Genomic DNA, 16,713 nt, shown 5'->3' with positions numbered 1-16,713 from the left:
AACACAACAGCCTGTTATGTAACATAACAGGCTGTTGTAAAAGCTTCATAGCATTAAGGTATTAACCTTTGTTTGCTTTGCGTATTTGGCGTTCAGCTCTTTTTATTGGATGCTTTACACCATCTTTTTTCAAATCTTTTGCGTCAGCCGCAACATCTTTTTTGTCAGCTTTTATTTCTTTGGTTTCTGCTTTTGCAGCTGCTTTATTGCCTGCTTTAAGATCAGCGGCACGTTCACGCTTCTCTTTACGTTCTGCACGAATGTCTTTACGTAAATCCTTCATGTCGGCTTTTTTGTCGGTAGAAGGTGTAGTCGTTTGCGCCATTGATGCTACACTTAACAAAAGGCCTGTGGCTGCGATTAAAATTACTTTTTTCATGGTTTGTTTGTTTTTTTTATTTGGTAATGTAGTAAAGACTCGGTGCTTTTCTTTAAGTTTAAATACGATAACATTTAGAAATAACGATAACATTTTTTTAGCAAAGTAAAATACGCCTAGGGTATAAAGCTAAGAATTGAAAAAAGTTAGGCTGTAGCAAAAATGACATAGAAATATTAGAAAAGACAATAGCTTGCTTAAGTTACAGTGAGTTAAAAGAGTTGCAACAACCTCTTGGCGACATAGAGAGAAACCATTTAGAAATAACCATTTATAATTTAATTGAAGGCTTTATGAAAATATTGTTATTGAGTTTTGTACTACTTATTGCGACTCTTATGGGCTTTTCACAAGATATAGCATCATTTGTGGGGAGCTATAAAAGTGGCAATGATGGTGGATTATATGTAAAAATATGTAGAACCAACATAGGTGATTATTTTCTAGAAATCGCTTCAAAGAAAATATATAGAACGCCAATTTATTGTGGCTTTCTTTTCAATGACAAGGGGAAGGTGTTTTGTATAATAAACACTGTAACAGCGTCCGAATTTCTCTCTAATTCATCCTACTATTCCAAGAAACCAAACGGATTCGATGGTTTACGACACGGTGAATTAAAAATTGAATTATCTCTAAAAGGTAAAAATTTAGTTTTAGATCCATGGTCAGGTGCAGGTTGTCGATTTTGTTACAGTTATACAAATGTGAGCAAACAAAATATGCCTGCCGCAACATTTGAACCCAAACCAGATGATATAGTTGGGCCTACTATTGTTTCAATCAAAAAAAACGGGTATTTCAAATCTATGCCTGATGATAGATACAAGACTTTTAACAGATATAGCATCGGTGAGAAAGCATACGTTTTTGATATGTGTGGAAATTATTTATTAGTGAGTATTAGGAATAAGAAAAAGATAAAAAAGTATGGCTGGATAAATATTGCTGACATAAAATATGAAAATCAATAACACCAAATTTGGTTGTTCTTAGTTCTAGTTTATTGATAACTAAAGATATAAAGACAAACATTGCTATCTTAAAGCCAAAAAGCGACCTTTTACCTTTATGCAAATTGACTTGGGCTCAAACGGCGACCGTTTACTTTCATGCAGATTTACTTGGACTCAAAAGGCGGCCGTTTACCTTCATGCAAATTGACTTAACCCCAAACGGCGACCGTTTACTTTCATGCAGATTTACTTGGACTCAAAAGGCAGCCGTTTGAGAAAGCATATTATCCTCTTCAATATAGAAGCAGGTATTTGGCACTAAAAAGAAGCAAAAATTTGAGACAAAGAATATATCTTGCATAGGTACTAGTTTAATAATATTAAACCTCCTAGTAACAAGTTGAAACATCATAAAGATTGGCCATTTTTAATAATACTTAAACAATAAGAAATCAACTAAGGAATTAATATGCTTGAAAATTATTACTTTGACACAGACAAGCAAAGATTCAAACCTTTAGATAGAATTTGTAGCTATTGCGGTAACGCAACAGTCAATAACGAAGATGAAAGTTTTTATTTTAAAATTTTCAAAGAAAAAAGTAGGCTTGATTTAATAGTCTATCGTAATGTAAAATACAGCGAAATAAATCTTGGTATTCCAAGGTGTACCTCATGTAAAGATTTACACAAAAAGATTGAAAGACAATCGATTCTAACTTTAATAGCTTTTCATTTGTTTTGTATTGGTTATATACTTGTTTCAATTTCTTACATAAATCGAATGCCCTTAGGTCTGATTGTGTTCAGCTGTATTATATATCTTATCTATTTTCTAATTATATCATATAGTAGTTTTTCATCTTCAAATTCTGATTTATTGAAACTTATTCAAATAGTTTTAAGTCTAAAATATAAAATTCTAAGCCCGTATGAAGCTTTAGATAAAAATGAATTTATTAAAAAATTATTAGAGAATGGATGGAAAGTTGAGAGTCCTAATCCTTGATTTTTTAAGTATTTCAAAAGAAATAATAATCTAGCTCTTAAATCAAATCTAGGTTGATAAACCATCCTCACCCTTTACTTTTACCAAATGAAACGCCTATTCTTTTGTAGCATATTATTGTGGTCTATTAGTGTATCAGCACAAACAAATACAGATAATGTTGTAATGCCCTGCATTAAAACGGTAAAACTATTTCAAGAAAATAACCAAGAAAGTCTGCCTATTATCAACCTTAATTCTACCGATTTATTGGAGCTGCATTTTGATGATATGGATGGCTATGTAAAAAACTATTACTACACCTTTACTTTGTGCAATGCTAATTGGGAACCTGCTGACTTGAGTGGTTTTGACTACTTAAAAGGCTACCAACAACAACGCTTGAATCAATACAGACCATCATCAATTGCACAAACCAATTATGTACATTACCAAGCCACGCTACCCGACAGAAATTGTATGCCTACCAAAAGCGGCAACTATTTACTGAAAGTTTTTTTAAACGGTGATACCACAGAACTTGCTTTTACCAAACGCTTGTATGTGCTTGATAGTCGTGCCAATGTGGGTGGGCAAATAATGGTGCCATTTGACAACCAGATAGGTAGAACGCACCAAAAAGTACAGTTTAGTGTAGATGTATCGCGGCTAAATGCGCAAAACCCCATGCAGCAACTCACCACTTGCATCATGCAAAACAATCGTACTGATAATATGCATTACAATGTGCCAATAGCTTTTGTACGTGGTAATTTGCTAGAATACGATGGCGAACATGGTGGTATTTTTGAAGCAGGTAAAGAGTACCGTTGGGTGGATTTACGAAGCTTTCGTTTTGAAAGCGAACGCATTGCAAGCATTGATAAAAATGTGCAACCCAATAACGTGCTTGTAAAACCCGATGGGCCAAGAATTGCACAGCGCTATTTGTATTACAAAGACTATAATGGCTGGATGAATATTGTAAGCACTGAAAATGTGAACAATTGGTGGCAGACAGATTATGCCAATGTTACCTTCACGTTTGTGCCTGAAGGTAACCAACCATATGCAGACAAAGAGCTATACCTATTGGGCGAATTAACCGATAACAAACTCAATAGCAATAGTGCGCTTGTGTACAACGCAACCAAAGGCGTGTACGAAAAAACACTCTACTTAAAGCAAGGCTATTACGATTATGCTTTTGTGGCTAAAGACAAAGCCACAAAAAAAACCGAAGCATCGTTTACAGAAGGCAACTATTGGGAAACAGAAAATGACTATACCATATTTGTATATTATCGCAGCTACAGCGCACGCCACGATGAATTAGTAGGCATTGCTACCGTTAATTCTAGAACTGGTAGAGTTGGGTATTAGTTTTTTCACCACATAGTCACAATAGAAAGTAATGCATTTTACAAATAAATTTATGTATGTATCTGTCTATTTGGTAAATCAAAAACAAGCAAGGTTTAGCTTTAAATTTTCTCACCTTATAGCTACAAAGGCTCAATAGAAAGTAATGTCCTTTACAAACATATTTATGTGTCTTTCTGTCTATTTGGTGATGGATAAAATCAATTACTTTCGTTGCAAATAATAGGATGAATATGAAGGTGAATACAATGGCAGAAATGATGGCTTCTGGACAAACACCAGATGTATTATTTTGGGTAGGCTGTGCTGGTAGTTTTGACCAAAGAGCCCAAAAAATAACCAAGGCATTTGCCACCATTTTAAATAAAGTGGGTATTAACTACGCCATTTTGGGCAAAGAAGAAGCTTGCACTGGCGACCCTGCGAGACGGGCTGGTAACGAGTTTTTGTTTCAAATGATGGCTTACCAAAACATACAAGTGTTGAATGGCTATGGCATTAAGAAAATTGTAACTACTTGCCCACACTGCTTTAATACACTTAAAAACGAGTACCCAGAATTAGGCGGACATTACGAGGTGATACACCACACCACTTTTTTACAACAATTGATTAATGAAGGTAAAGTAGTGTTACAAGGCGGTGGCACTTTTAAGGGTAAAAAAATATCGTACCACGATAGCTGCTACCTAGGTCGTGCCAATGATATATACGAAGCACCAAGACAAGTATTAGAAGCGTTAGACGCAGAATTGATAGAAATGAAACGTTGCCGTACCAATGGTTTGTGCTGTGGTGCTGGTGGTGCGCAAATGTTTAAAGAAGACGAACCTGGCGATAAAAGAATAAATATAGAACGAGCCGATGAAGCCTTAGCTACAGGCGCTAGTATTATTGCTGCTGCTTGCCCTTTTTGCAATACTATGATGAGCGACGGCGTTAAAAACCGAGAGAAAGAAAATGAGGTAGTGGTAATGGATGTCGCAGAATTGATAGCTGAAAGTTTGGGTTAACTAGTATTATCATTCAGACCTGTCAGGTTTTAAAACCTGACAGGTGTTGCAAACAAATAATGTATGAAACAATCCATCAACTGGAAGAAATTGGCAACTTGGTTTATAATACTATTGCCTATTTTATTATTGATAGATATAGGTTTTGATACCATAAAAGGCAAATTAATTTGGACTGAAATATGGGCAATGAAAAACTTGTTTTTTAAGGTAGCAGCGGCCTTGGTCGGTGCTTATTTCATTAGTACTTTTAATAGCGAACCAAAGAAAGACGATAGTCGATAGACTATTTACCATTGCCTGTTTGCCATGGACTATTGACTACTCACCATTGACTTTTCACAATTCACTTTTCACAACTATGAACTTAGATTTTCAACAATACTTACCAGCAGATTTTCACGATAATTCAAGAGTTTGGATTTACCAAAGTAGCCGTTTGTTTAGCATGAGCGAAGCTTTTGAAATAGAACCCATGCTCAACAGTTTTGTAGCGGATTGGAAAACGCATGGCACACCTGTGAAAGGCTATGCCAATTTATTTTTTGGGCAGTTTATAGTAATCATGGCCGATGAAACGGCTGCAGGTGTAAGTGGCTGTAGTACAGATAGTAGTGTACGATTGATAAAAGACATCGAACAACGCTTTAAGGTGGATATGTTTAACCGCCAAAACTTAGCTTTTATATTGAAAGACAAGGTTGAATTGCTGCCATTGGCACATTTAAATCACGCCATTACTAATGGGTTTATCAAACCAGAAACCTTGTATTTTAATAACCTTGTAGCTACAAAGCAAGAACTTGAAAGCAAATGGATTGCACCCGCTAATAACAGTTGGTTGGCCAGCAAATTTGCGATAGCAAGCCAAGGCTAGCAAAAGCCTCATTCAATTCAACAACATGCAAATATGCGATGCAACGGAAGCATCATTGTAGTAGAGCACAACTGTTGGTGACATTAAAAATCTACGCTTTCTTTTTCAGTTTATCTAAGGCAGCTTGGCGCTCTTTATCACTTAGGGCGCTTTTTTTGATGATTTTACTAAGCTGATAACTAATACTTAAACGATAATTTCGGGTGTTTGTACTGCTGTAATTTTCTATGTTAAAGTTGCTGCCGTAAGTGTAGGTGGTGTATTGTTGTGTGGTAAATGGATCGAAAATATTAAAGCTAACAATCACACGTTTATTAAAAAATTTACGCTGCACACCTAGATTCATGGTTATGTTGCTACGGCTGCGTCCTTGAGGGTCAGCATAACTATTATACCTGGTATTACCTTCAAATGTGAGCAAATTGGTAGGTGTAAAACTGTAGTTGAAACTGGTGTAAAAGCTGCCTCCGTCCTTGTATTTAAACAATTGTTTTTCGGCATCGCTATATTTATTAAATGTGTAACCTACACTTGCATTAACACGTAGTTTTTTTGTGAACGTGTAGCCACCCCAAATGCTCGCCTCATACTCTTGACGGTTAGCAATATTTTGGTAAGTGAGTTGCGTTTTGCCAGCATCTAATAAGGTGCGAATTAGATAAACCACATTTTTTACATTGTTATACCCAAGGGATGTATTGATGTAATATTTACCCTTAATTAAGCTAAGGTTCCAATCGAAATTATCAGCCAAAGAAGGCGACAAAAAAGGATTACCAAAACGAATATTGTATGGGTCGCTATAATCGATATTTGGATTGAGTTGCCCCAAATCTGGCCTACGAATACTTGCCCTATAAACCAATGCCGTATTGAATGTTCGGTTAAATTCTTTACGAATGGTAACGTTGGGCAACACATTCCAATATTTATTACCGACATCGGTTGAGTTGCCTTTGATGAAATTAAAATTAGTGGTGGTATTTTCTGCTTGGGCGCCTGCAATTATGCGCAACGATTGGTTAAACAGATAAGTAAATCCAAGACGGACTGTGAAAATGCCTTGCTTAAATCTAAAATCATTACTCAACAAATCGTTGGGTACAAAACTACTGTCTTGCTTACTGAAAAATTTAGTGTTCAAGCTATTATGGTAACTAGCAATTTGATAAGTAGCACCTGTGGTTAAGAAGAGTTTACCAGAATCTATTGGTTTATCGTATCCTAAACGAGCTTGTAACGATTTGCTATAAGAATTATAGAACTGCGATTGTGTAGAATCTACACCAGTTGGTTGGTAAAAAGGATCTAAAAACTGTTGAAAATAGTCTTTGCCATTATCATTTTTACCAAAGCCACCAATTACAGACACACGTAATATTTCTGCTGGATTAGCAGCTTTATGGGTATAACTAAATGTAAGATTATGATTATAGCCTGTACCATCACTACTATTTTCTCGGGTGCTAATTTTATAAGGCGTTAAAAAACGGTTGATATTGGTATATTGGGTATTAGAAATATTGTCAAAAAAATTGAGATTACCTTGATACACCAGATTTAATTGATTGAATTTATTAATTTCATAATCAAATTGTGATCGTACATTGGGTCTTAGATTTTTGGTTTTCCAATTGGTTTCGGTATTGAAATAATTGGTTGAATCGGCATATATATTTTGACGTTTTGAATAGCTATTACCTGCAAGTTCACTACCAGAAATACCTAATATATTATTGGTAGAAAACTTCTGATTACGATAACTTGCATTTGCGGCCAAACTCTCCTCGCCTCTAGTACCAGCGCTGATAGTTATTTTTCCAGTAAGACCAATTTTACCTTTTTTTGTAATAATATTAATAACGCCACCTTGTTCGGTGGCATATTGTGGTGGCGGATTGGTCATCAACTCAATTTTTTCAATGCTACTGGCTTGCAAACTTTCCAGTAAATCTTTCAATTGATCGGTTGTTAAATCGGTTGGCTTATCATCAATTAATATTTTAGGCTCTTTACCTTTTAAAAGTATTTTTCCATCAGGGTCATTACTAATTAAGGGCATGTTTTTTAAAATCTCTGCTGTAGAAGAGCCATTACTTAAAGCACTTTCACCCACATTATACGTAATTTTACCATCTGTATTTTCTATCAATGGTTTTTCTGAGTATACAATGATTTCTTCTAGATTAGATGAACTTGCTGACTTCATTTTTATATCCCCAAAATTAAAATCGTACCGCTCGCTACGAATATTGATACTATCTAAAATATTATTAGCAAAGCCAGTAGCAGAAATAGTGAGGCGATAATAGCCAAAAGCTAATTTTTCAAATTCAAAAGCGCCATTTTTATCGGCTACTTGCACCATCTTTTTAGTAGAATCTCCTTTATAGGACAGTATTAAAGTGGCAAATGCAATCGGTTTTTCATTTTGTATATCTACCACATTACCAATGATAAGACCTAAATCTTTTTTTGTACCGACCGTAGTATTTTGCACTGTTTGAGCTTTTAGATGCATAATTGATAGAACGGCGAACAAAACCAAAATAAATCTGTTCATTAAGCTTGCTTTGGTTTGAAAATATATTAAACTGTTTTTAATAGTCAATTTATTTTTTTGAACGGTAAAAATACTATTTTTAAAAGCCAATAATACGCAACAACACACCAAAACTAAATACACACATGCTTACATTGTATGGAATTCCTAACTGTAATACGGTTAAAAAAGCTATTGATTGGCTGAAAAAAAATGAGATTGAATTTCAGTTTCACGACTACAAAAAGAAAGGCATCGATGAAACAAAATTAAAAGAATGGATTGCCCAAATTGGCTGGGAGAAATTAGTTAATAAACGTGGCACCACTTGGAAAGGCCTAGACGAGACAATACAAAATTCTATTATAAGTGAAACAACGGCAATAGCATTAATGATGAGTAAAACAAGCGTAATTAAACGTCCACTTATTGAATCTAATAATACGATTGCGGCACTCGGCTACGACGAGAAAGAATACGAAAACGCCTTTTATGAGTAAAACTAAAAGTGCGGTTGCAATTGCAACCGCGCTTTTAGTTATTTTAATAATTCTTTTAGTTTTTGTTGTAATTCCTCGCCTCGCAAATCTTTACCAATAATTTTTCCGTCTGGCCCTATCAGCATATTTGCAGGAATGCTTTGAATACCATACAACTTAGCGACCGCATTACTCCAATATTGCAAATCGCTTACATGTGTCCACGTTAATTTATCGGCAGCAATGGCTTTCAACCAATTGTCTTTTGCTTGATCTAGCGACACACTTAGCACCGTGAAATTTTTATCTTTATACGTTTGATAAGCAGCTACTACATTAGGATTTTCCATCCTGCATGGTCTGCACCAGCTAGCCCAAAAATCTACCAATACATATTTGCCTTTAAACTGTGATAAACTCACAGGTTTGTTGGCCGTATCTGCTTGTGTAAAATCAACAGCCATCGAACCAATGGCACCAATTTTAGCCGTTGAAATAATACGTTCTAATTCTTTTGCATACACAATATTTTTAGCTGAAGGCAACAAACTATTGTATCTTTCTTCGAGTGCGTTTGCGTCGCCATATAACTTGTTTAGCTGAAATAATACAAAAGAACTTACCGCTGAACCTGGTTTAGTTTTCAAATAAGTATCTGTATAAACCATGAGTTTTGTGCGTGTTGAGTTAAACACATTAATCAGGCTATCACGCTTCTTTCCTTCCTTTTCTGCATTAATTGTACCAGCCAATTTGCCCAATTTTTCACTTAATGGCGTAAACCCTTTTACAAAACTAATATAATCTGAATGCAATTGAGAGCCAGTAACAGCCGCAGCTTTTAGGTTAGTAGCATCGCCATTTACCACAATATTATCATTATCCATGAAGAGTTCTACCCCTTCTTTATAGCCAATAAAACTAAGTTGGTACAAATCTGCACCATCTAATTTCCCTGCCAAAGTAAAGCTACCATTCTTAGCATAATCTTGCGACAAGGTATTGCCTTGATTAGTTTGTAAAAATACTAACGTACTATCTTTCAGGCCTTTAATATTGCCCTTTATGGCATAGTTTTTTTGTGCAATAACTGTTGCAGGCAATAGCAACGCAAATAATAATTTCTTCATTTTATTTCTTATGTCTTTTTTGTAAAACTTCTAATACCTCTTGCAATTTATAGCCTTTCGCTTTTAGCAACAGCAAATAATGAAACATTAAATCCGCTGCTTCCCCCAAAAATAACTCCTTGTTATCATCTTTTGCCTCAATTACCAATTCTACAGCCTCTTCACCTACTTTTTGCGCCACTTTATTAATGCCTTTACCAAGCATTTTAGCTGTATACGATTCATCGGGCGAAACCTTACTGCGCTGCTCAATTATTTGCTCTAAGTACAACAAAAAATCTTTCTGTTCATTGGTTTCGTTCCAGCAAGTATCTGCACCAGTGTGGCAAGTTGGCCCAATAGGATGCGCTTTTATTAACAAAGAATCCTTATCACAGTCTACAGCAATGCTTACCAAATTTAAAAAGTGACCACTTTGCTCGCCTTTTGTCCACAAACGTTGTTTGCTACGACTAAAAAACGTTACATGTTTGGTATTTTTAGTCACTTCCAAAGCTGCTTCATTCATAAAACCAAGCATTAACACTTTATAAGTGACCGCATCTTGCACGATTGCAGGCACCAAACCATCAGCGTATTTCTTAAAATCAATTATCATATAAATCAAGAATTAAAGGCAATTGCACCAATTACACGAATTGAGCTAACCACACGAATTATTTTTTCTTTTTGTAACAACTTCTGTACTAATATCAAACATCCTTCGCTTCAGGCGGTCGCACTTGTACGGTTGGATACTTTATTCATCTTTGTCTGAACCAAGATTTGGGAAGATTATTGGGATTCGGAGGATGAAATTTTCGGCAATAAGATCCTTCTTAATCAAATAAATCCTACAAAATCCAGGTTCAAACTATAATCTCACATTGATATCTCTCGCCTTCAAGTATTCTTTCAGGTCAGGTATTGCCACTTCTTTAAAGTGAAAAATACTTGCAGCTAATGCTGCGTCTGCCTTACCAGTTGTAAACACATCTACAAAATGAGGCATAGTACCACCACCACCACTTGCAATAATTGGCACGGGCAATACTTCACTCAACCTGCTTGTAATGTCAAGCGCAAAACCTTGTTTAGTGCCATCATGATTCATCGATGTCAATAAAATTTCACCTGCGCCTAAAGCCACCGCTTGCTTTGCCCAATCAATACATTTGGTATCAGTTTTTACTCTGCCACCGTTCAAATATACATACCACTCACCATCTAGTTCTTGTTTGGTGTCTATTGCAAGCACAACAAACTGACTACCAAACTCACGAGCCAAGTCTTTTATCAGTTGGGGATTTTTATAAGCAGCCGTATTAATGCTCACTTTATCAGCACCATTTTTTAACAAAACAGACGCATCTTCAACCGAGCTAACACCACCACCTACAGTAAAAGGTATGTTGATATTACGAGCTATGCGTCTTACTAATTCACTCAATGTTTTACGCTTTTCATTGGTAGCAGTAATATCCAAAAACACTAGTTCATCAGCACCTTGTTCAGCATAAAAAGCACCTAATTCTACTGGGTCGCCAGCGTCACGTATATTTTCAAAATTCACACCTTTCACCGTACGTCCATCACGTATATCAAGACAAGGAATGATTCTTTTTGTAAGCATTTATTATTTCTAATTTGAAATTTATGATTTGAAATTGGGTCTATTATTTTCGGTCTTTGAACTTTTGTCCTTTCACTTCTGATTGGTTTAAATAATTGATAAATCCAGCAATATTACATGCCAATTTATCATAAGCATTATATGTTTCTAAAAACTCATCTTCCGAAATATATAACTGATCTTTTGCCCGATACAGTTGTGACTTCACCACAAGAACCCTTTGATATACTTAGAAAATTAATAAATTCAAGCCTACTTGAACGTTCAAAGCCCTCTGCAATATTATCCATTACAGAACCAGCTGCGGCTTTAATTTGGTCTCTGAATCTAAAATCCTTGCTAAACCATTGGTTTGAAGAAAAAGTAAAAATTATATAAGAAAGTCTACGAGACTCTTTCCAAATTTCTAAATCTTCAAACTTAGTAATGGTTGCCATAATTTCAAATGAAAGATTTCAAATCAGAAATAGATATCCTATTCTCATAAATGGCTTTACCCACAATTACACCGCTACAACCTATTTCTTGCAAAACTTCTAAATCTTCTACACAAGAAACACCACCGCTTGCTATAAAATTTAACTCAGGAAACTTCGCAATAATATTTTTATACAGTTCATTGGAAGGCCCTTCAAGCTTGCCATCTTTATTGACATCGGTACAAAATATCTGCTGAACACCTTGCTGTACATAGCTTTCAATAAAATCATAAATCCATACATCGGTTGTTTCTAGCCAGCCACCAACAGCTATTTTCTCATCTTTTACATCTGCGCCCAATAAAAATTTATCCGCACCATATTGTTGTAACCAATTGACAAATGTGGCTTTATCTTTTACAGCAATACTACCAACAGTAGCTAAAGCAGCACCAGAGTTAAACACAATATCTACATCAAGATTGGTTTTAATGCCGCCACCAAAATCAATCGTCAATTTTGTTTTAGACGCGATTGTTTCTAAAACCTTCCAGTTTTTAACAGCACCTGCTTTTGCACCATCTAAATCTACCAAATGCAAGCGCTGTAAGCCTGCATCTTCAAACATTTTTGCTACTTCTAGCGGCTGTTCGTTATAGATTTTTTTTTGGGCATAATCACCCTGTGTTAAGCGCACACACTTACCATCAATTATATCTATAGCAGGAATAATAATCATTAGGGGGCTTTAGATTTTTAAGAAATTTTGTAAGATTTGTTCGCCTACAGTCGAAGACTTTTCCGCATGAAACTGAACACCGTAAAAATTGTTTTTATGAATGGCAGCACTATAAGGTTGTACATAGTTTGCTGTAGCAATACCATGTTCTGTTAAAGGCACATAATAACTGTGTACAAAATAGCAGAAGCTATTTTCATCAATGCCTTGCATTAGAGGCGATTTTAAATCATAAATATTGTTCCAACCAATCTTTGGTACTTTTAAATTATCCTCAGCATTTGGTTTAAACAATTTTACAGGTTCATCAAAAATGCCAAGGCAATCTGTATTATTTTCTTCAGAATATTTACATAACAATTGCATACCTACACAAATACCTAAAACAGGTTGTTTAAGCGTAGGTATTAACTGATGCAAGTTGCTTTCTTTCAAGCTATTCATGGCGCTATTTGCTTCGCCCACACCTGGAAAAATGACTTTGTCTGCTGCTAAAATTGCTTCGTGATTGGCGGTAACAGTTGCGTTTACCCCAATTCGTTCTAAGGCATACAACACACTTTGAATATTGCCTGCATTATATTTAATGATGACAGTATCCATTATTGTAAAATAGTTTGTAAAAATTCTTTAGTAACAGCTGCAACATCTGTTTTGCCTTCTAATGCTTTAATGTATGCTGAACCGATAATGGCACCATTAGCGTACTTACAAGCGCTCGTAAAAGTAGCTTTGTCTTTAATACCAAAACCTACCAAAACAGGGTTTTGTAAATTCATGCTTTGTAGGCGTTGTAAATATTGTTCTACAGCATGAAAGTCTTTCTCGTTACCTGTGGTTGATGATGAAGACACTGCATACAAAAAGCCTGTGCTTAAACTATCTAGTTTGCGTAATCTTTCTTCACTTGTTTCTGGTGTTACTAGAAAGATAAAGTCTAGCCCATTTTCTTTGATGATAGCACCGTATTCTGTTTCAAATTCGTACTCTGGTAAGTCTGGTAAAATCAAGCCATCTACACCTACTGCCGCTGCATCTTTACAAAACTGCTCAAAGCCATATTGCAAAACAGGATTCATATAACCCATTAAAATAACTGGTACTGTAATATTGGGTCGTAATTGTTGTAATTGCTGAAATAATACAGCTATGGTCATGCCATTTTCTAAAGCTACAGCACCACTAGCTTGTATTACAGGCCCATCTGCTAAAGGGTCGCTGTAAGGCATACCTAGTTCTATCAAATCTGCACCATTGCTTTGCAATGCTTGCATAATAGATAATGTGCTATCTAATTTTGGATAACCTGCTGTACAATAAACGTTTAGAACATTTTGTTTTTTGAGAGAAAACAAGGTTTTAATTCGGCTCATAATTTTTTGCTACTAAGGCAGAAAGGCAATAAGTTTCACTAAGATTTGTGCAGCTTTGTGTCTTTGTGCTTTTGTGGCTATTTATTTTTTGAAAAATGTTATATCAGTTCCGGTGTGCGACGCAACAGTAGCTAAATAGCATTATAACTGCTGGTTACATAAATTTCCAAGTCCCCCCTAGGGGGATTTAGGGAGCTACATCACTTTCATATAAGTAGCTAGGTCTTTGTCGCCACGGCCGCTTAAACAAATTACCACCGTATCTTTTGGTGTTAACTGCATTTGGTGCAATGCTGAAAAGGCGTGTGCCGTTTCAAGTGCAGGAATAATGCCTTCGGTTTTAGATACATGAAATGCTGCTGCCAATGCATCGTCATCGGTAACACTTAAAAATGTACCACGACCACTTTTGTACAAGTTAGCATGCATTGGACCAATACCAGGATAATCTAAACCCGCTGAAATACTGTGTGGCTCTACCACTTGCCCATCCTCGGTTTGCATTACCAAGCTTTTGCTACCATGCAGCACCCCTGGCTTACCGAGTTGCGATGTAGCAGCACTCATACCGCTATTGACACCATGACCAGCCGCTTCTACAGCCACTAATTGCACCGATAATTCATCTAGAAAATGATAAAATGCACCTGCTGCATTACTACCACCACCAACGCAAGCAATTACATGTGTTGGTAGTTCTGAGCCTGTTTTTTCTAATAATTGCGCTCTAATTTCTTTGCTGATAACGCTTTGAAAACGTGCCACCATATCTGGATATGGGTGCGGACCAACCACTGAACCAATGATATAATGCGTATCGTTAGGATTATTAATCCAATCTCTAATAGCTTCGTTGGTAGCGTCTTTTAAGGTTTTGCTCCCGCTTGTTGCAGGGATAACCGTTGCGCCTAACATGCGCATTCTTGCCACATTTGGTGCTTGGCGTTCAATATCTTTTTCGCCCATATACACAATGCATTCCATGCCTTTTAAAGCACAAACGGTTGCTGTGGCTACACCATGCTGACCAGCGCCTGTTTCGGCAATAATTCTGGTTTTGCCCAAGCGACGAGCTAATAATATTTGCCCAATGGTATTGTTAATTTTATGCGCACCAGTATGGCATAAATCTTCACGCTTTAGGTAAATGTTGGTGTTAAATTCTTCACTTAACCTTTCGGCATAAAACAGCGGTGTAGGACGACCTACATAATCTGTAAGTAGTTGTTGAAATTCTTCTTGAAAACTGTCTTCGTACATTATTTCTAAGTACTTAGCTTTCAATTCTTCTACATTTCTATGTAGCATTTCTGGTATATAAGCACCACCAAATTTGCCATAGTAACCTTGTGCATTGGGATTTTGAAATGATTCGTATACTGTTTCTTTCACTTCTAATGTTGCTTCACTTATCATATCGCTGCGAATTTTTATTACGTTTCATATTGTTTGGATTAGCAATTTTATGCCACCAAACTAATTATATTTTTATTAAATAATTGATGATTAAATGACACACTACCAGTTACAGTTTGCCTTACTGGTTTTAAAAACGTCTTTTTGAACTTATTTTTTACTGGCTGTTGTACTGCTGTGTTTGCTGGCTTGGTTGCTGCTTTTGTAGCTGTTGATTTAGGCGCTGTTTTCTTATACTTTGTGTAAATAGGTTTACTTGCAACTGCTGGCTTCCCCCTATAATTTTCGTCAAAAATATTGGGTTGAGACGAAAGGGATGGCGCATTTGCAGTCGCATTATTATTGCTAGAACTATTTATAGGGCTATTATTGGTCTGTGCAGGCGGTTCTTGATATACCAAACCACTACCGCTTGCCTGCTGACCACTAGTTGGTTCTGGAGGTACAGGCATTAAAATCATTGGATTATTTTTACTTGCAACATAAGCGCCTTGAATTTTCGGCGAACGCAAGTTGGCAGCCGTAGCTGGCGCAGGTACCGTATAATTTAGAGGCGGATACAAATCCTCAACAGATTTTGGCTGTTCAACTACTTTGGCTGTTGGTTCTGTTTCTTTCTTTTTAGGTACCCCATCTTCTAAATCATCTGGCGACATTGGTACTAATAAAATTGGCTTTTTTAAAGCAGGCTTATATACACCTTTAAACTTTGGCGAACGCAAATTTGACTTTTTATCGCCTACTGTATTATCATTTGAGGGCGAAGATGTAGTTGTATTGGCTACAGGTGGCGGTCCATACACTAATGGTTCTAGCTTAGCTGGCGACACATTAGTTGGCGGCGCAGACCATGAGCCCGTACCAGCTGGCGGCTCTTCGTATTTTAAAGGCTCGTTACTTGCTTTTGTAGCAGTAGTCGATAAAGAATTAGTAGCCGCAACAAACTGTGATTGTGCAGCAGATACTGTTATAGCAGGTTTAGCTACTGTATTAGATTTTGGTATATCCACAGGCTTTGATTCATCAATAGAAAGCGGTATTGCTGGCGCAGCGGTTGGTGTATTGTTAGCGCCTTGCACTACTGGCAGATTAAAAATAAACCCTTTTGGAATGGGTGCTTTGGTGGCTGGAACTTTTGTTTTCACAACTGGTTTTTCGTTGCCAGAATGTATTGTTTTTTTTGCAGCTATTTTCTTAACTGAAGTATCTTGTTGAGCTTTTGGAGCTTGTTGCAAGGGTTCTTGCTTGTTTGCACCTGACTTTTGGCTGTCTGTTGCTTTGGGTAAATACGTTACTGATTCTCCTTTTTTTGGCAATAAAGTACCAGTGATTATTTGCGATTGTGCATCTACAAATAACACACTGATGGTACAAAATATCAATAAAAAGAGTAGCTTCATTGCGTTT

General features: G+C 36.3%; 18 protein-coding genes. 7 read left to right on the top strand and 11 right to left on the bottom strand.

Annotated elements, in window-relative coordinates:
* Positions 1–61: 61 nt before the first annotated feature.
* The gene (locus tag ACFOW1_RS01460) at positions 62–379 is read right to left on the bottom strand and encodes a hypothetical protein (RefSeq protein ID WP_379011769.1); all 318 of its coding nucleotides are present in this window, start codon (positions 377–379) and stop codon (positions 62–64) included.
* 221 nt (positions 380–600) lie between these two features.
* Here ACFOW1_RS01460 and ACFOW1_RS01455 point away from each other — a divergent pair, with 221 nt between their 5' ends.
* From ACFOW1_RS01455 to ACFOW1_RS01430, 6 genes are all read left to right on the top strand, one after another.
* Positions 601–1,353, top strand: coding sequence for a hypothetical protein (locus ACFOW1_RS01455; RefSeq protein WP_379011766.1), 753 nt, complete (start codon positions 601–603; stop codon positions 1,351–1,353).
* Between the two features lie 451 nt (positions 1,354–1,804).
* The gene (locus tag ACFOW1_RS01450) at positions 1,805–2,344 is read left to right on the top strand and encodes a hypothetical protein (RefSeq protein WP_379011765.1); all 540 of its coding nucleotides are present in this window, start codon (positions 1,805–1,807) and stop codon (positions 2,342–2,344) included.
* Positions 2,345–2,431: 87 nt separating this feature from the next.
* A complete protein-coding gene (locus ACFOW1_RS01445) occupies positions 2,432–3,706 on the top strand; it encodes a type IX secretion system plug protein (RefSeq protein WP_379011763.1) in 1,275 nt (424 codons plus the stop codon).
* 233 nt (positions 3,707–3,939) lie between these two features.
* Positions 3,940–4,719 (top strand): (Fe-S)-binding protein, encoded by a 780-nt coding sequence (locus ACFOW1_RS01440; protein ID WP_379011761.1) that lies wholly within the window; start codon positions 3,940–3,942, stop codon positions 4,717–4,719.
* Positions 4,720–4,782: 63 nt separating this feature from the next.
* Complete coding sequence (locus ACFOW1_RS01435) at positions 4,783–5,004, top strand: hypothetical protein (RefSeq protein WP_379011759.1); 222 nt, start codon at positions 4,783–4,785, stop codon at positions 5,002–5,004.
* Positions 5,005–5,080: 76 nt separating this feature from the next.
* Entirely contained in the window at positions 5,081–5,596 is a 516-nt protein-coding gene (locus tag ACFOW1_RS01430) for a hypothetical protein (protein WP_379011756.1), read from the top strand.
* A 91-nt stretch (positions 5,597–5,687) separates the two neighbouring features.
* Here ACFOW1_RS01430 and ACFOW1_RS01425 read toward each other — a convergent pair whose 3' ends face one another.
* Positions 5,688–8,159, bottom strand: coding sequence for an outer membrane beta-barrel protein (locus tag ACFOW1_RS01425; RefSeq protein WP_379011755.1), 2,472 nt, complete (start codon positions 8,157–8,159; stop codon positions 5,688–5,690).
* A 125-nt stretch (positions 8,160–8,284) separates the two neighbouring features.
* On the opposite strand from ACFOW1_RS01425, the gene ACFOW1_RS01420 reads away from it, so the two are divergent.
* Positions 8,285–8,638: an ArsC family reductase gene (locus tag ACFOW1_RS01420; RefSeq protein ID WP_379011753.1), complete on the top strand. Its 354-nt coding sequence runs from the start codon at positions 8,285–8,287 to the stop codon at positions 8,636–8,638.
* A 38-nt stretch (positions 8,639–8,676) separates the two neighbouring features.
* Here ACFOW1_RS01420 and ACFOW1_RS01415 read toward each other — a convergent pair whose 3' ends face one another.
* The 9 genes from ACFOW1_RS01415 to ACFOW1_RS01375 all read right to left on the bottom strand — a co-directional run bounded on the left by ACFOW1_RS01415 (position 8,677) and on the right by ACFOW1_RS01375 (position 16,706).
* Entirely contained in the window at positions 8,677–9,747 is a 1,071-nt protein-coding gene (locus ACFOW1_RS01415) for a redoxin domain-containing protein (protein ID WP_379011751.1), read from the bottom strand.
* Position 9,748: 1 nt separating this feature from the next.
* Positions 9,749–10,345 carry a bifunctional phosphoribosyl-AMP cyclohydrolase/phosphoribosyl-ATP diphosphatase HisIE gene (gene hisIE, locus ACFOW1_RS01410; protein ID WP_379011749.1) on the bottom strand — a complete coding sequence of 199 codons (597 nt, stop codon included), beginning with the start codon at positions 10,343–10,345 and terminating at the stop codon, positions 9,749–9,751.
* Between the two features lie 255 nt (positions 10,346–10,600).
* Positions 10,601–11,359 (bottom strand): imidazole glycerol phosphate synthase subunit HisF, encoded by a 759-nt coding sequence (gene hisF / locus ACFOW1_RS01405; RefSeq protein ID WP_379011747.1) that lies wholly within the window; start codon positions 11,357–11,359, stop codon positions 10,601–10,603.
* Positions 11,360–11,514: 155 nt separating this feature from the next.
* Complete coding sequence (locus ACFOW1_RS01400; RefSeq protein ID WP_379011744.1) at positions 11,515–11,796, bottom strand: four helix bundle protein; 282 nt, start codon at positions 11,794–11,796, stop codon at positions 11,515–11,517.
* 4 nt (positions 11,797–11,800) lie between these two features.
* On the bottom strand, positions 11,801–12,517 hold the full coding sequence (gene hisA / locus ACFOW1_RS01395) for a 1-(5-phosphoribosyl)-5-[(5-phosphoribosylamino)methylideneamino]imidazole-4-carboxamide isomerase (protein WP_379011742.1): 717 nt from the start codon (positions 12,515–12,517) through the stop codon (positions 11,801–11,803).
* Between the two features lie 9 nt (positions 12,518–12,526).
* Positions 12,527–13,120, bottom strand: a complete 594-nt coding sequence (gene hisH / locus ACFOW1_RS01390; protein ID WP_379011740.1) for an imidazole glycerol phosphate synthase subunit HisH — start codon at positions 13,118–13,120, stop codon at positions 12,527–12,529.
* Positions 13,120–13,890, bottom strand: coding sequence for a tryptophan synthase subunit alpha (gene trpA, locus ACFOW1_RS01385; RefSeq protein WP_379011737.1), 771 nt, complete (start codon positions 13,888–13,890; stop codon positions 13,120–13,122). The genes hisH and trpA overlap by 1 nt, the downstream gene beginning before the upstream one ends.
* Before the next feature lie 195 nt (positions 13,891–14,085).
* Positions 14,086–15,306 carry a tryptophan synthase subunit beta gene (gene trpB / locus ACFOW1_RS01380; protein ID WP_379011733.1) on the bottom strand — a complete coding sequence of 407 codons (1,221 nt, stop codon included), beginning with the start codon at positions 15,304–15,306 and terminating at the stop codon, positions 14,086–14,088.
* Between the two features lie 47 nt (positions 15,307–15,353).
* Positions 15,354–16,706 (bottom strand): hypothetical protein, encoded by a 1,353-nt coding sequence (locus tag ACFOW1_RS01375; protein WP_379011732.1) that lies wholly within the window; start codon positions 16,704–16,706, stop codon positions 15,354–15,356.
* Positions 16,707–16,713: the final 7 nt, after the last annotated feature.

This window comes from Parasediminibacterium paludis (genome assembly GCF_042651445.1).
GTDB classification, from domain to species: domain Bacteria; phylum Bacteroidota; class Bacteroidia; order Chitinophagales; family Chitinophagaceae; genus Parasediminibacterium; species Parasediminibacterium paludis.
The sequence above is the reverse complement of the archived record's forward strand: the minus strand, read 5'-3'. Positions and strand labels throughout refer to the sequence as shown.

Coding starts and splice junctions, on each gene's coding strand:
- ACFOW1_RS01460 (WP_379011769.1), bottom strand. CDS start 379: ATGAAAAAAGTAATTTTAATCGCAGCCACAGGCCTTTTGTTAAGTGTA.
- ACFOW1_RS01450 (WP_379011765.1), top strand. CDS start 1,805: ATGCTTGAAAATTATTACTTTGACACAGACAAGCAAAGATTCAAACCT.
- ACFOW1_RS01445 (WP_379011763.1), top strand. CDS start 2,432: ATGAAACGCCTATTCTTTTGTAGCATATTATTGTGGTCTATTAGTGTA.
- ACFOW1_RS01440 (WP_379011761.1), top strand. CDS start 3,940: ATGAAGGTGAATACAATGGCAGAAATGATGGCTTCTGGACAAACACCA.
- ACFOW1_RS01435 (WP_379011759.1), top strand. CDS start 4,783: ATGAAACAATCCATCAACTGGAAGAAATTGGCAACTTGGTTTATAATA.
- ACFOW1_RS01430 (WP_379011756.1), top strand. CDS start 5,081: ATGAACTTAGATTTTCAACAATACTTACCAGCAGATTTTCACGATAAT.
- ACFOW1_RS01425 (WP_379011755.1), bottom strand. CDS start 8,159: ATGAACAGATTTATTTTGGTTTTGTTCGCCGTTCTATCAATTATGCAT.
- ACFOW1_RS01420 (WP_379011753.1), top strand. CDS start 8,285: ATGCTTACATTGTATGGAATTCCTAACTGTAATACGGTTAAAAAAGCT.
- ACFOW1_RS01415 (WP_379011751.1), bottom strand. CDS start 9,747: ATGAAGAAATTATTATTTGCGTTGCTATTGCCTGCAACAGTTATTGCA.
- hisIE (WP_379011749.1), bottom strand. CDS start 10,345: ATGATAATTGATTTTAAGAAATACGCTGATGGTTTGGTGCCTGCAATC.
- hisF (WP_379011747.1), bottom strand. CDS start 11,359: ATGCTTACAAAAAGAATCATTCCTTGTCTTGATATACGTGATGGACGT.
- ACFOW1_RS01400 (WP_379011744.1), bottom strand. CDS start 11,796: ATGGCAACCATTACTAAGTTTGAAGATTTAGAAATTTGGAAAGAGTCT.
- hisA (WP_379011742.1), bottom strand. CDS start 12,517: ATGATTATTATTCCTGCTATAGATATAATTGATGGTAAGTGTGTGCGC.
- hisH (WP_379011740.1), bottom strand. CDS start 13,120: ATGGATACTGTCATCATTAAATATAATGCAGGCAATATTCAAAGTGTG.
- trpA (WP_379011737.1), bottom strand. CDS start 13,890: ATGAGCCGAATTAAAACCTTGTTTTCTCTCAAAAAACAAAATGTTCTA.
- trpB (WP_379011733.1), bottom strand. CDS start 15,306: ATGATAAGTGAAGCAACATTAGAAGTGAAAGAAACAGTATACGAATCA.
- ACFOW1_RS01375 (WP_379011732.1), bottom strand. CDS start 16,706: ATGAAGCTACTCTTTTTATTGATATTTTGTACCATCAGTGTGTTATTT.